Genomic DNA, 14955 nt, shown 5'->3' on the forward strand with positions numbered 1-14955 from the left:
AAATAACAGATAGAGCTAGAAAGTCAGATCGGATATCTCCATGAACTTATCTGAGACTTCATCCATGACCGGCTCAAGGTCTTTCATTTTCAGCTTCAAAATCTTCATAGCTGCAGGCTTGAAATACGAAATCTGATCATCCCCACCGTTTCCGTATTCAAAAAGCCGGACAATAAAATCACCAACATGAACCACTGCGGCAGTCTGCTGGTAATGCTGTGCACGATCAGGATGATGGTGATAAGTCATAGCTTCGCGAACATTAGGCGGAAGGTGCCAGTGTCTGGCCAGCCAAGCGTTAATGCGGTCATGACCGAACCCGAGAATATGCCGCTCAGCCTCGTAATATGTAAGGTCCTTCTCCTTAACTGTCATGTGTACAGCTTCATTGAGCTCCGGCAGCTGCACAGCAGTCACAACCTTACCGAGATCGTGAAGCAGCCCAGCCACGGTGAATTCTTCCGGGTCTTCGAATCCTGCGGCCTTGGCAATGGCACCACTGGCCATGGCGCAACCGAGGCTGTGTTCCCAAAGCCCGGACATAGCCTGCTGAATCATATCAAAGACAGAAGTAGAAATAATAATGCCGCGAATGACGTTCAGGCCGAGCAACACAAGGGCATGCTGAATGGTGGTGATTCTTCCCGGAAAGCCGTAAATTGGCGAGTTAACCATTTTAAGGACTTTTGCAGAAAGCACCTGATCCTGTGAAATAACTTTAGCGACTTGCTCGGTTGAAGAGTTGGGGTCATCTACAAGCTTGGTGACCTCATCAAGAACAGAAGGCAGGGTCGGAAGGTCGGAAGTAGAAAGAATCTGCCCCTTCACACTGGTTTTAAGATCCTGATCGGCCATCTATACACCCTCTCCGTTTGCTGCTGCCTCTTCTGCTGCAGCGGCTTCAGCTGCGGCCTGCTCTTCAGCCAGTCTTTCCGCTTCCTCTTCAGCCTTTTGAGCGGCAGCCTTGAGGTCGAAATATTCTTTAAAAAATCCTTTAACCCGAAACATCCACTTGTCTTTGGAATATCGGCGAAAAAGGTGGTCGAGACGTTCCGACTTCTTGGACCATGAGGAATCGTCGTTGTCACCCAGATTAACGGGATTGCCTTTAACTACAATACGCTCAACGTCCATGGACTCCAGTTTCTGGATAATCCCTTCGGTAAGCTCCAGCCCTTCGGCAAGAACAACCATACCATTATCGCGGGTTACTGGCTTGGCAAGCTTCATGCCCGGAGCCGCAAGTTTAACCGGAATTTTCTGCATCAGTCGGACTTCTCCTAATAAAATTCAAAAACACCCGCCCCATATTAACAACGAAGATCATAATACATGCCGGGAAAGCGCACAACCATTCCCTTGACCTCCATGCCCAGTATAACCGCCCCGGCCACAGAAACATCAATTCCCGCCGCGCGGGCTATCTCATCAATGTGCAGCTTCCCTCCACTTTGAAGAGCTCTGGCTATGTCATATTCCGGCGATTCAAGGGAATCAATATCGACAGCCGGAACAGCGGGCTTACTTATCACAGAAGCGTCAGCCTTTGGCGACCTGCTTTTGTCCTCTCTTTTAACCGGGAGCTTACGCTCAACTCCTGCAACCGCCTTTTGCCCGGAAATATTCTCAATATCAAGAGCATGCCTGATGTTCATTAATACATCATCTGCGGTTTCCACAAGAGCCGCGCCTTCCTTAATCAATTTCAAACATCCGGCAAAACTTTTGTCTCCGCTGGGACCGGGCATAGCCATTACGTCCCTGCCCTGCTCACCGGCAAGACGGGCCGTAACAAGACTGCCGCTGGCAATCTCGGCCTCCACAACCACAACACCTATACTTAATCCGCTGATCAGACGGTTGCGAAAAGGAAAATTACGGGCAAAAGGCTTTGTTCCGGGAGGAAATTCAGAAATGATCAGACCGGACTCAAGCACTCCCCTACGCAACCAGTCACTGTCCGGAGGATAGGATTCCACATCAAGACCGGTACCCAATACGGCAATGGTTGAACCGACCCCATGCAACGCCGCTTCGTGTGCACAAGAATCGATGCCTTTTGCAAACCCGGAAGTTATAGTGAGACCGCTTCTGGAAAGATCAGCTGCAATCCTTGAAGCATATTCCATTCCGAGCCGTCCACTGTTGCGCGATCCTACAATACCGACAGAAGGATTGGAGAGAAGTTTCGGGTCACCGAAGTAGTATAGACAGGTTGGAGGATCAGCTAATTCTTTAAGCAGTCCGGGAAAAAGAGGGTGAGTCCATGGCAGGAGTCCAAATTCGAGACGCATAGCCTCGCGGTATTCTTTTTCCGCTTTTGGACGCCATTCATCATTTTGTGCAGCCTTAGAACTCTTTTCAGATGCAAGCTTAAGGGATGGCCAGTTTACCGCGTCTTTAAGGCCATCGTAGGCTGTGGGGTAATGCCTGAGGATCGGTCCCCATGATTTTGGTCCAAGCCCCGGCGTATAGCGCAGGGCCAGACATGCAAAATATTCTTGTTGAAGGGAACTCACCTACGGACGCCGTTGAAGGCACTAGCCTTCGATTGCACGCAGACGTTCCCTGCCGATTTTGGCGGGACCAGACTTTGGATAATCTTCAATCAAAGTGCGAAGGTAAAAAACAGCGTTTTCACGGTCGCCAAGCTTATCATAGGCCAGACCGATCTTGAGCATAGCATCGGGGACCTTGGTTGCCTTGGGAAAACGCCTGCTCACTTCCTTGAATTTAAGGATGGACTGGGCAAAGCTTTTTTCGGAGTAATATGTCTCACCAATCCAATAAAGAGCATTCGGGGCAAGCTTGGAAGATGGATTCTGGGCAAGATATTGCTCCAGCAGGCCACGTGCCTTCAGGGGATTATCGTTCATCACCAGCCGCACGCCTTCCTGATACAGGGCATCACCGCTCAAAGCGGAAACAGTCTTCGGAGCGGCTTTAGCGGAATCAGCCTGAGCTGCACCTTCAGCAGTTGCGGCGGCTTCACCGGGAACAACCATCCAAGGTTTTTCTTCGCTGCTGGTATTGCCACCCATGACAACTTCTTCAGTCACTACAGCTTCCTCTGCAGGAATCTCCTGTTCGACCTTCATAGCCATCATCTTTTGCTGATTTTCCTTAAGCTCGGCAAGAGTGGTGTCCATCTCGGTCATCCGCTCCTGCAGCTTTTCAATTTGAGCAGTAGTGTCTTTGTGATTGCTTTCAATCAGATCATTCTGTTGGCGCAGCCCTTCCTTGAAATGCAGAAAATTTTCTTCAAGGCTTTTAAGGCGCCACTCTTCGCTTCCGCCCCAGGCGGGTTTAACAGGCTCTTCAGACTGCTTCGCCGCAAAACATCCGCTGACAACGAAGGCCAGAACAACAATAAGAAGGATTCGTAAGTACTGCATCAAATATTCTCCGAAAGACATGTTGAATCTAACTGGTGAATTTGGTTCAAGTTTCAACGAAATTAAAGTAGGCCACTTAATTAGATTTGGCAAGCATATCTAACCTTTTACATAATGGACACCCCCTACCCTTGCGTCCTGTGCAAATTTAGGGCAAAAAGTGCACACAAAAGAAGTCTTTAAAACCCTTATTTTAGGAAAGCAAATATGAACATCCCCATGGAACCCATTCGGCTCACGGCAATGATGAGTGCCCAGATGCTGCCCAAAGCTCTGGTGGACTTTGCCACGCTTGCGGCTATCGGTGCCCCGATCATGGCTGTGATCCTTGAAATTACGGCCAAGGCACGCAAAAAGATTTTTTACGATAAACTGGCTCAGCAGGTCACAGCACTAACCTTGGTCCTTTACCTGCTCTTTACTATCTGCCTCGGAAGCGCAGCCGCCTTCTTCTGCCGCCAAATGCCATGGCTTAAGGATTGGTTCATCAACCCGGCTTCTCCGGTAATGATGTTTTACATCACTCTGGGAATCGCCCTGGCAGGCCTCATTCCGTATAAATACAGCTGGAAGAAGCTTAAGAAAAGCAAACCGCTGCACATCATGCTCGGCACAGTTGGCGCGCTTGGCGGCGTTGCCTCCATCCATGTTGCCACAGTAATCATGCAGAAATTTTTCACCCTGCAGATCGAGAGCCCCACTCCTGCGGTTCCGGCAGTTCCTTTTTACACACATTTCCAGCAGATACCCGGTAAGGCAGGCCTTTGTCTGGCCGGAATCTACCTGATTATGGCACTTGCCTTTGCTGCCACAGCCGCCGGTCTTTATCTGGTGCTGCGCCGCAACAAAGACGACTTCGGCCGCGATTATTACAAATTCACCCTTCCGGTGGTTGCACGCTGGGCGTTATTTCCCTCCCTGCTGCAGCTGACTGCTTCATGCGGTGTAATCTACTACATCTGCGGTCCCAATATTGCCACTTTATATCAGAATCTGCCCGTAGCCTTAAGCTTAGGTGCTTCCCTGCTACTGACCACCATATGCTGCGCAATATGGATAGTTACGTGGAGAAGCGAAACACCCATGCGTCACAAGATCGGCCTTGGTATCGCTCCGCTTCTGGTTATACTTGCCCATGCAACACTCATGGCAGGAACTATGAGTTTATATCTGAGCCTGTCTTAAGGCGACCAACATACAGACAAGAAAAGGCTTCTTCGTTGATCGTAGAAGCCTTTTTTATTGCTTAAAAAAGATCCCCCTGAAGCATAAGCCTCAGGGGGATTTACTTTCACTTTATGTAACCGACGGCTACTGGATACTGCCGCTCTTAACCGTTGCCATGCTGTAGATTTCATGGGGATCAAGGATGAGAACAACGCTACCGTCGCCCATAATGGTGGCACCGGAAACGCCTTTGAGATCAAAGCCGTTGAGGTAGTTACCAAGGGGCTTGATAACGATCTCCTGACGTTCAAGCAGTCTATCTACAACCAGACCGAGCCGGCGGTCATTGTCATGGACAATAACAACGGGCAGAACCTCTCGTTCTGGATCGCTGACAGGCTGCTCAAGCAGTTCGGCAAGCTCGGCAATACCAAGCACCTCACCACGCAGGGTAACGGCTTTACGGTTGTTGACTTCAGTAAGCCTTTCCGCCTCGATCTTGGTGGTTTCGGAAACCGCATCAAGAGGAATGGCGTAGTTTGCACCGTTGATCTGAACCATAAGCGCGTCAATGATCGCCAGGGTCAACGGCAGGGTCAGGGTAAACTTGGACCCCTTACCTACTTCAGAAGAAATGTGGACGCTACCTTTAAGGTCCTTGATGTTGTTACGTACAACATCCATTCCCACACCTCGACCGGAAATGTCAGTAACCTTTTCAGCAGAGGAAAATCCCGGAGCAAAAATCAGTTCAATGGCTTCGCGGTCATCAAGGTTACGGGCTTCTTCCGGGGTAATAACACCCTTTTTGATGGCGACGTTACGCATCTTTTCAGGATCAATTCCGCGCCCGTCATCCTCAACCTCAATGGCAACAGAGTTACCCTTGTGATATGCGCGAAGCCAGACATGCCCCTGAGGGGTCTTTCCATTGGCGAGACGCTCTTCTTCCGGCTCAAGGCCATGGTCGACAGAGTTCCTGATCAGGTGGACAAGAGGATCGCCGATTTCCTCGACAACACTCTTATCGAGTTCAGTCTCTTCGCCTTCAGTTATCAACTCGACCCGCTTGCCGCTCTTACGGCTAAGGTCGCGAACCAAACGCGGGAATCTTGAAAATACAGTCTGAACCGCAACCATGCGGACCTTCATGATAGTATCCTGCAGGTCATCAGAGATTCGGGACAAAGCGTAAGTTGTCTCGGTCAGCTGCTGGGCAACAACCGGAACTTCAAGATGTCCTTCCTCAAGACCACGGGCAAGCATGGTATAACGGCCTCTGCTGATGATGAGCTCACCGATCAGGTTCATGAGATGGTCAAGCTTCTGGTGGTCAACCCTGATAGTGGACATAGCCTTGGGCTTGGAACTCTTGACCGGAGCACCGGCTGCAGGCTTCGGCTTCGGCTTTACCGCCGGCTTGGCCGCAGGCTTGGCAGCGGGTTTAGGAGTGGCTTCCACCTTAGGCGCAGGCTTGGGTTCAGGCTTAGACTCGGGCTTCGGTTCCGGCTTGGGCTCGGGCTTCGGTTCCGGCTTGGGTTCGGGCTTCGGTTCAGGTTTGGGCTCGGGCTTCGGTTCAGGTTTAGGCTCGGGCTCAGCAGGAGTCTCTGCACCGCCTTTAAGATCACCAACTGCAGAATCAATCATTTCTGAAATAATTCCACATTCCTGACGCAGCAAGTCAAGCATCAACCCGAAATCCATGTCAGAGGAGCGGGCCTGATCAACCAGTCCTGCGGTTCTCTCAGCGTATTCCCGCAAGTCGTCAAAGCCCATGTAGCCACCAGAGTTCTGGATGGAAACAAGACTCCTGTAAAGTCCATCAATATAATCTTTTTGGCTGGAATCCTCACCTAGAGTTTTCAAAGCCAGACCAATATTGTCGACCTGCTGATGAACGGTCTGTTCAAAAATTGCAATATCTTCCGGGTCCAGTCCGTCTTCTGCCGGTTCCAGCTCAACTTCAGGTTCTGGTTCGACTTCGGACTCTTCAAAGACCTCATCCTCTTCAGGAAGATCGGCGGTGACAACTTCACCCTTTTCAACGGCTTCCTGAAGCGGAGTAACGAGCTGATCAATATCAAGAGGCTGAACGTCGCCTGTTTTCGGGGATACGTGGGCAATAAGCGACTCAATACCATCTACGACCGCCAAAAGCAGATCGATCATGGTACGGGTAGCTGCAACTTCCCCTTTTCTAACCTTGTTCAGCAGGGTTTCAGCTTCATGGGTGAGCGAATTAAGCTCACGAAAACCAATGATACCGCTGTTACCCTTAAGGTTGTGGAAATATCTGAAGATATCATTGATAAGGTCGTCATTGCCTTCAGGGTCCTGCTCAAGCTCAAGCAGACCATTGGTAAGGTTCTCGATGATTTCATGGGCTTCTTCGAGAAAATCGGCCAGATGACCTTCCCCTACAGTTGTCAACTTATAGGGTTCGGCTTCCTCATTAACGATGGCTACAAACTGAAAAGCCTGTTTGCGTCCTGGATCTGGCATATTGGACTCCTGCTCGATTTGGGTCTCCGGCAAATCTGTCTCAACTTCAATAATTTCTTCAACCGGTTCAGGTCCCTGGTCTACTTCTTCCAGAACAGGTTCCGGCTCGGGCTCCGGTTCAGGTGTAACCTCTTCCACAGGGGATTTGGCAGGTTCTGGGGTCTCTCCGGCCATAATGGCATCGATTCTTTCAATTGTAATTGAAGTATCAACCTCACCTTCATTGCCGAGTTCATCCAGATTATCAATCAACTGACGCAACAAATCGGTGGCGGCAAGAATTACATCCATAATTTCAGATGTAACCGCAATCTCGCCTTTCCGAAGTTCGTCAAGAATATTTTCCGCCCTATGGGCAAGGCCATTGATGATATTCAGTCCCAAAAAGCCTGAAGCTCCCTTGAGGGAGTGCATTGGCCTGAATATTTCATTCAGAAGATCAAGATTCTCGGGATTATTCTCAAGCTCAAGCAAGTTGGGCTCAATAGTTTCGAGATGCTCTTTAGCTTCAATAATGAAATCCGCAAAAATTTCAGGATCCATGAAATCCTGGCTCATCTAGAGACCCCTTCTTAAAAGTTCTTCTGCAGTGGTCAGTTGCAGTCAAGTCCGGAAACAGTCTTCGTAGACTGCACCGCTATTGCATTATCCGAGAAGCATTTTAATATTCTTAACCATTTTTTCAGGCTGGGCGGGCTTCACCATATAAAGGTTGGCACCCAGGCTCAGGCCGGTCTGAATATCTTTTTCCTGACCTTCAGTCGAGAGCACAATAATGGGGATATCTTTATATGCATCCTGCTCACGAACTGTTTTAATGTAAGTAAACCCGTCCATTCTCGGCATATTTACATCGGAAATAATTAGATCAACTTTGTCCAGACTGTAAAGCTTTTCAAGGCCGTCCAGACCATCTTCCGCGGTAGTTACCTTGAACCCTTCTTTTTTCATGATGAAGGCGACGAGGTTCCTTACAGTCTTTGAATCGTCCACTATCAGAATATGTTTAGGCATTTCCCTCTCCTTCACTCTTTAAAATTTGTTCTACCAGTCGATCCACGGAAAGAATGTTGACCAGTTTTTCACCATTTTTGTAGAGGCCAAGCAAAAAATCAGAACTCACACCCACTTCTGATTCCACTCCCCAAACCAGATCCTTATTGTATGCGCGATACATTGTTCTCACCGCGCTGATAGCCAACCCGATCTGCAATCCTTTATGTCTACAGATAACGACAAATTTATCCTGTACGCCCATTCCGTCATGCAGCAGATGTCTTAAATCAAGCACCGGGGTAACCCGTCCCCTGAGGTTTATAATGCCCTGCATAAAACGAGGAGCAGCGGGCAGCAACGTCACAGGAACTTTTCTGACAACTTCCTGAATGACCATGATCGGCAGACCATATTCCCGGTCTCCAACAACAAAACTGACGAGCTGGATTTCATCCTCTTCCTTGAGCTTTTCCTCAAAGTCTGCGGAGCTTCCTTCTCCCCCGTAATCATCGACCGGACCGGAACCTAAACCGGGAAGGGTAGAATCACCACGGGGCTCAACCCGATCCAGACCGTTAAACGCAGCCTGCCCGCCTATGCCCATATATTTATCCATGAAAGCTTGTTCGGCATCAGTATATCCGCCGTCCTGCTTTTCTTCACTGGGCAGGTTCACGTTTTCAACAAAATATTCTTCAGGCGTTTTCATTTCTGACTATCTCTCTTGCCAACTGCATATATTCCTGAGCGCCACGCGTTTTAGGATCAACATCAAAAATAATCCTTCCGCTGGCGCAGGCCTCTCTGAACTTGGTATCCATGTGGATAACGGTACTGAAAACCTTATCGCCCAACTTTCTCCTGATCAGATTTAAAATTTTCCTGCATGCCCCCGCTCTACCGTCATACATAGTAGGCAAAGCCCTGAATTTGACAGGGCTTGGAAGCACCTTATTTAAAATCTTGATCGTATCAAAGAGCAAACGGATACCATAAAGAGCTAAAAAGTCAGTCTGAATAGGGATCAGAACTATATCCGCGGCCACAATGGCGTTAACCAGCAACACTCCCACATGGGGCGGACAGTCAATGAGTATGTAATCGTAATACTCTTTAACCTCATCCAAAGAATTGGAGAGGACCATCCCCTTATTCTTCCTGTCTTTAAGGTCAACCTCCAGTTCCGATAAACGAATGCTGGCCGGAACAAAGTCAAATCCCACCCATTCGCGTTTTTTGACTATCTTGCCCCAGAGGCTCTTAAAATCCGCATCATCAAAAAACAGATCGTGAGCCGAGATTGTGACGGTTTCAGGAAAGTAAGACATATGGACCGAGGCATTCGCATGGGGATCAAGATCAATGACCAGTACTTTTTTTCCTTCCCTGGTCAAGGCCTCCCCAAGAGTCAGAGCCGTGGTCGTTTTGCCTACACCTCCCTTTTGGTTGGCGATGGCATAAACCTTCGCCAATGATGCAGTTCCGTCCGACTGCTTTATCTTCATGTTTTCCATATCAGCCCGCAGCTTTATATAAATTTAACCGCAGACCGGTATTATTCCAGCTTCTGGTAAATAATCGCGCCCGGATGGTGTACCGGCTTGAATGCCCTGGTAATATTGTGCAGGGATTCAGAGTGTCCGATAATCAGGTAACCACCGGGAACAAGGTTATCGTAATAAGCATTGATAACCTTTTTCTTCATGGCTTCATCAAAATAAATGATAACGTTTCGGCAGAATACAATTTCCGACCTTTCAACACGTCTGACCTGCATGCGGTCGCTAAGGTTGATCTGGCCGAAACTGACCAACTGCTTAATGTTGGGCTTTACCTTGTACTGCTTGCCGTCCTTATCAAAATACTTGGCTATGATTTCCTTAGGGGTCGTACGCAGCGAATATTCACTGTAGACCGCACGGCGCGCGGACTTGAGAACCCTTTCAGAAAGGTCATTTGCAGTAATCTTGATATCCCAGCTGCTAAGCTCGGATCCAAGAACGTCGTGAATGATCATGGAAAGGGTATAAGGTTCCTCACCGGTGGAACAACCGGCGGACCAGATGCGCAGCCGCTTACGCCTTTTCTTGCGCAATTCATCCAGCACAGCAGGCAATACCTTGGTCTGGAATACCTTCAGCTGGGGCGGATTGCGATAAAAACTGGTCTCATTGGTAGTGATTACCTCGAAGAGCTTATTCAACTCCGCCTTTTTACCCGGATCATACTGCAGGTAATAATAGTACTCGCCAAAATTCTTGAGGTTGAGTTCCTTCAAGCGATTGGCAAGACGGTTTTCAAGCAGATATTTACGGTTACCCGCAATAAAGATACCTGCCTGATCGTAAATGAAATCACGGAGCTGGGTGAATTCCAAATCGGAGATTTTCAGCTCTTTCCGCAGCGATATTGTCTTTGAAAACAGAGAAGACATCTAGTCTCCTTCTCCTTGCTCTTCCTGAATTCTCAAAATGGCCTCTTCGGCGGCCTGAATAACCTCGGGATCGGAGTCGGAATTGGACGCTTCCAGAAGAGCCTGAAACGCCATAGTTCCGCCAATGGCGCCTAATACTTCAATCACCTTAAGGACCACAAGTTTATGTGGAGAATCCAACATTGTTATAAGTTGAGGCAATGCACTTTCTTCACGATGCTCACCAAGAGCTTCTGCAGCTCTGATTTGTACCCAGTCATCATCATCCTGAAGGGCCTGAATAATGTAAGGTATAGCTTCCTCTGTGTAGCAGCTTCCCAGAAGTTCAATCACAGTCAAGCGCACATCGCGGTTTTCATCATGAAGTCTTGAAAAAATGAGTGACATACTTTCGGAATCAGCAGAGCAATCATGCAACGCTTCAAGAGCAATCTTCCTGATATCAGGGACTTCATCCTCTAGAGCACTCTTGATATGTTCAAGGTTACCGTGAGCATCAATCTGACCCATAGCAAACACGGCCATAAGTCTTTCTATGGGCTCATCGCTCCTGAATAATTCAACAAATCTCCGGTTCACATCCTCTCCGCCGATGGCAACGCAGGCATTGAGGGCTGCTTCCTTAACATCATCGTAGGAATGAGTGAGCAATCCGAAAATAGAATCGACGGCATCAATATCCTTAAGCTTACCGCCAAGGAAATTGATGGCAGACTTGAGCATAGAGCCATCCTGCTCATTCTCAAGAACATTTTCAAAGAAGACCTTGGCTTCTTCATCAGCGGTACCGACCAAAGCTTCAAGAATTCCACGTTTAATGTCCCGGTCTCCACTTTCGAAAGCTTCCATGAGGACCTTGGAGACTTCCGGACCTTGCAGCCCTGAAAGAATCTCAATAACAATAGCTGCCTTCTTGAAATTGCCGCTGTTAATAGCAGTAACCATAGACTCGTTAAGGCCTATATTTGAAAGGTCACCAATTATTACAGCAAGACGGTCGCGGTCACGGTCCGGATCAAGCTCGCTGGCAAGATTAAGCACTTCTTCAGTGGCTTTTTCGCCGCCAACGTACCCCAGACCGGAGATAGCAGCATCCTGCACATCTTCGTCTTCATCTTTTAAGGCCACCAGCATATATTCGCGGAGTTTTTCCCGCTCACTAGCAGAAAGAAGTTTGAGGGATTTACCACCAAGAATGCTGACTATCGCCTTGACGATTTTGTTGCGCAAAGCGGTAGGACTATTATCCAGATGTCTGAGCAGCATGGTTACAGCCTTAATATTACCAACCTCACCAAGAGCATCCACAATCATGGAGGCCACAAGATCGGAACTGGTATTCAAAGCCTTGACCAGCGCATCTACAGAGCTGGAATGCTTAATTTTTGCCAGTGCTTCGATAACAGCATACTGCACCCACTCGTCATCCTGCATGGCCTTATTCAAGCAACGGGCTGCAGCGGGGTTGGCGAGATCGCCAAGACTTACAGCAGCCTGATAGCGGACATTGACCTCAGGATCTTTGAGTAGAGCATCGCAGAGTGGCTCTACTGCCATAAAGCTGTTGGTAGACCCCAAAATGTCAGTCGCGAAAATTCTGATATCAGGATCATCGTCATGAACCAGCTCCACAAGGGAGGCAAAATCCTGTGCACCGACTTCGCGCAAAATGTCCATGGAAAGGTTCCTGACCGGGGCTTCATCTGATCTAAGCAGGGGTACTACCGCCTGAACAGCTCCCTTACCGCCGATATTTCGTAGAGCATGATCGGCGGCTTCCTGCAATCCCAGATGGCTGGTCTTCAAAAGATAGGCCAGCAGAGGAACGGCATCTGCACATTTCAACTCCCCAGCCTGAAACGCGGCCTCACGGACGACTTCATTATCGTCACTTTTCAGTTCTTCAAGAACCTTGGAACAATCCGTCATTTCAAGTCCCCATTTTGTTTAAATCCGTAAGACATCTCACGGTTGCGTCTTAAAAAAAATTACAGGTAAAGATTATTGATGATAGCATTTGCCATATCATCAATATCTACGATTTCATCTGCAAGCCCGTCATCAACGATAGCTTTCGGCATACCGTAAACAACACAGGAAGAATCACTTTGAGCAATGGCCCTGCCGCCCTTACTCTTAAGCTCCCTGATGCCGTCACGTCCGTCATTACCCATTCCGGTCAGAATAACCCCGAGAGCTCTGCGTCCAACCGCCTTGGCAACCGAAGAGACAAGCACGTTTGCAGAAGGTTTATACAGGGCCTCTTTGGGGTCGGGTGTTACAATCAGATCAATTCTGCTGACTTTCTGGTCAATAACCAGATGGGACCCGCCGGGAGCAACAAATGCGTGACCGGGCAGAAGCCTGTCTCCGGTCTCAGCCTCTTTGACCTTAATCTGGCTTACTCCGTTAAGACGGTTAGCAAATGGTCCGGTAAAGGCCTTCGGCATGTGCTGAGCGATAACGATACCAGCCGGAAAATCTTTTGGCAGAGAAGAAAGAATTTTCTGAACCGCCGGCGGTCCACCGGTGGAAACACCGATGACAACCACGTCACGCTTAGCCCTGCCGCGCGGAGTCCTTACCGGGACAGCAGGCTTGCGGGCGGCAGAAGCCGTGCGCAAGCGAGGCACAGGGCGCATCTTTCTTCTGGCAACAGACTTAACCTTGGAGATCAGGTCATTTTCAATCTTTACAATGTCGAGGGAAACTTTTGACAGCTGCTTGGGAATAAAATCAACAGCACCAAGGTCCATGGCTTTCAGGGTGGCCTCTGCACCTTCAGTGGTCAAAGAACTGACCATGAGCACCGGACGAGGCATTTCCATCATGATATGCCTTAGCGCGGTCAGACCGTCCATCTTAGGCATTTCAATATCAAGGGTAACCACATCCGGATTATGTTTCCGGATAACCCTTAAGCCTTCCTCCCCGTCACGCGCAGTGGCTACCACCTTGATGCCGGGGTCCTTTTGCAACATGGTGCTTATAGCTTTACGCATGAAAGCGGAATCATCTACAACTACGACATTTATCACTAACCCGATCTCCTTTCTCTACGGCGTCTACTCAGCTCAGTCTTTAACAGTTTGTATACAAAGACGATTTTTCGAAATAACCCAGCCGTTCAAATAAAAGTGAACCGCAACCGTAGATAAAACTTGTCACATATGAGTATTTTTGTCCAACAAACTCCCTGAATTTCACTAAAAAATCATACAAATCAATTTTTAGGACAGATTTTAATACTCACACTTTTATCACTTTAAAACATTGGAAGTTTATGTGCAAGAATATAAAAATTCATGTGCAATCTTTTTGAAATTATTTTTTTTCTTAATTTTTTCCTTGCCAAGCACTTCAGGATTCGATAGATACCCAATCTCACGACGGGATGTGGCTCAGTCTGGTAGAGCGCTGCGTTCGGGACGCAGAGACCGGAGGTTCAAATCCTCTCATCCCGACCAGATAATTCAAGGGTTTACGAAGCAAGCTTCGTAAACCCTTTTATTTTTGCTAACCTATTGCTAACAGGTAGCGCGAAAAAATAAGAATCAAGCGTCTGACCAATTAAGCAAAAATTTAATTTTCTTGCATTCCTTCCATACCGTCAGTCTGAACCTGCTTCAAAGTCTTTCCGTCTTCATCTTTCCAGCAGATACGACCATTCGAGCTTCTGCCCAGAATTACACCAGCGGCTGTGCTCGGAGACGTAAAAACATAATCCGCCGTGAACAGATACTTACCGTCATTCTCGGCAAGCACTCCCTTGTTCTGTAAATCCTTACGCAAGGTCACAAGATATTCATGGATAGACGGAACTTCTTTAAGAACGCACTCGGAACCATTCTGAACCACAAAGCCTTTGCTGGACTCGTACCCCTGAGCCTTGATCCCCTTGGCCTTGATCTTGAAGAAATGTCTTTCATCTGCTTCGCCTTGCTCAGGGACTTCAAAGACGGAAAGCCCTACCAACGGGAACACACTCAACATATCCTGAATAAAGCTATCCATATCCGCCACATCAGCTTCTGCCAGATTTGGCTGACTGGAACTATTCGAATTGTCCAGATTACACTGTCGAGCTTCTTTAGCCATCTGGATCAAACGGCTTTCAAGATATTTGACGTGCGCTTTATTCAAGCTGCTGTTGCTGGTCACAAAGAAAGCCCCCCAATTCCAGAAGTCTTTCTTGGCATAATGACTATCAATACGCGGCCGCACAGGATCGCCTTCACCTATGTACACAGTCGGAAGGCTACTATCTTCAGAAGATCCGACCAGCACATAAACTCCGGTCCTTTGAAACTCATCCCGTTTCAGAGCCGACTTATAGCCTGTACGGGTGAATACAACTCCAACGCCTGTCCAGTTCGACTTTTCAATAATCCGCAAGCCGTCCGGGTCACCATCTGGCAAGAACATTTTTATGGAATATGGGGATGATTGCTGTGCAGACAT

General features: G+C 48.2%; 13 protein-coding genes and 1 tRNA gene. 2 read left to right on the plus strand and 12 right to left on the minus strand.

Going from position 1 to position 14955, the window contains the following annotated elements:
• Positions 1 to 15 precede the first annotated feature (15 nt).
• From ACNI23_RS09145 to ybgF, 4 genes are read right to left on the minus strand one after another with little or no spacing between them, the layout of a single operon-like run.
• Positions 16 to 855, minus strand: coding sequence for an HDOD domain-containing protein (locus tag ACNI23_RS09145; RefSeq protein ID WP_420248117.1), 840 nt, complete (start codon positions 853 to 855; stop codon positions 16 to 18).
• A complete protein-coding gene (locus ACNI23_RS09150) occupies positions 856 to 1266 on the minus strand; it encodes a hypothetical protein (protein ID WP_420248119.1) in 411 nt (136 codons plus the stop codon).
• 44 nt (positions 1267 to 1310) lie between these two features.
• A complete protein-coding gene (dprA, locus tag ACNI23_RS09155; protein ID WP_420248121.1) occupies positions 1311 to 2519 on the minus strand; it encodes a DNA-processing protein DprA in 1209 nt (402 codons plus the stop codon).
• Between the two features lie 21 nt (positions 2520 to 2540).
• Positions 2541 to 3395, minus strand: a complete 855-nt coding sequence (gene ybgF, locus ACNI23_RS09160) for a tol-pal system protein YbgF (protein WP_420248123.1) — start codon at positions 3393 to 3395, stop codon at positions 2541 to 2543.
• A 207-nt stretch (positions 3396 to 3602) separates the two neighbouring features.
• Between ybgF and ACNI23_RS09165 the strand changes: the two genes are divergently transcribed.
• Positions 3603 to 4580 (plus strand): hypothetical protein, encoded by a 978-nt coding sequence (locus ACNI23_RS09165; protein WP_420248125.1) that lies wholly within the window; start codon positions 3603 to 3605, stop codon positions 4578 to 4580.
• A 126-nt stretch (positions 4581 to 4706) separates the two neighbouring features.
• On the opposite strand, the gene ACNI23_RS09170 is transcribed toward ACNI23_RS09165, so the two are convergent.
• The 7 genes from ACNI23_RS09170 to ACNI23_RS09200 all read right to left on the minus strand — a co-directional run bounded on the left by ACNI23_RS09170 (position 4707) and on the right by ACNI23_RS09200 (position 13532).
• On the minus strand, positions 4707 to 7622 hold the full coding sequence (locus ACNI23_RS09170; protein ID WP_420248126.1) for a chemotaxis protein CheA: 2916 nt from the start codon (positions 7620 to 7622) through the stop codon (positions 4707 to 4709).
• A gap of 87 nt (positions 7623 to 7709) precedes the next feature.
• The gene (locus ACNI23_RS09175; RefSeq protein WP_015852595.1) at positions 7710 to 8078 is read right to left on the minus strand and encodes a response regulator; all 369 of its coding nucleotides are present in this window, start codon (positions 8076 to 8078) and stop codon (positions 7710 to 7712) included.
• Positions 8071 to 8769, minus strand: coding sequence for a chemotaxis protein CheW (locus ACNI23_RS09180; protein WP_420248127.1), 699 nt, complete (start codon positions 8767 to 8769; stop codon positions 8071 to 8073). The genes ACNI23_RS09175 and ACNI23_RS09180 overlap by 8 nt, the downstream gene beginning before the upstream one ends.
• On the minus strand, positions 8756 to 9574 hold the full coding sequence (locus ACNI23_RS09185; protein WP_420248129.1) for a ParA family protein: 819 nt from the start codon (positions 9572 to 9574) through the stop codon (positions 8756 to 8758). The genes ACNI23_RS09180 and ACNI23_RS09185 overlap by 14 nt, the downstream gene beginning before the upstream one ends.
• Before the next feature lie 41 nt (positions 9575 to 9615).
• Positions 9616 to 10494: a CheR family methyltransferase gene (locus tag ACNI23_RS09190; RefSeq protein ID WP_420248131.1), complete on the minus strand. Its 879-nt coding sequence runs from the start codon at positions 10492 to 10494 to the stop codon at positions 9616 to 9618.
• Positions 10495 to 12423, minus strand: a complete 1929-nt coding sequence (locus ACNI23_RS09195) for a HEAT repeat domain-containing protein (RefSeq protein WP_420248133.1) — start codon at positions 12421 to 12423, stop codon at positions 10495 to 10497. It abuts the gene before it with no gap.
• 59 nt (positions 12424 to 12482) lie between these two features.
• Positions 12483 to 13532 carry a protein-glutamate methylesterase/protein-glutamine glutaminase gene (locus tag ACNI23_RS09200; RefSeq protein WP_420248135.1) on the minus strand — a complete coding sequence of 350 codons (1050 nt, stop codon included), beginning with the start codon at positions 13530 to 13532 and terminating at the stop codon, positions 12483 to 12485.
• Positions 13533 to 13884: 352 nt separating this feature from the next.
• Here ACNI23_RS09200 and ACNI23_RS09205 point away from each other — a divergent pair.
• Positions 13885 to 13961: transfer RNA gene (locus ACNI23_RS09205), tRNA-Pro, on the plus strand.
• 115 nt (positions 13962 to 14076) lie between these two features.
• Here the strand turns inward: ACNI23_RS09205 and ACNI23_RS09210 are convergent.
• On the minus strand, positions 14077 to 14955 hold the full coding sequence (locus ACNI23_RS09210; RefSeq protein ID WP_420248137.1) for a GIY-YIG nuclease family protein: 879 nt from the start codon (positions 14953 to 14955) through the stop codon (positions 14077 to 14079).

Source organism: Maridesulfovibrio pacificus (SeqCode) (assembly GCF_048612815.1).
GTDB lineage: Bacteria > Desulfobacterota > Desulfovibrionia > Desulfovibrionales > Desulfovibrionaceae > Maridesulfovibrio > Maridesulfovibrio pacificus.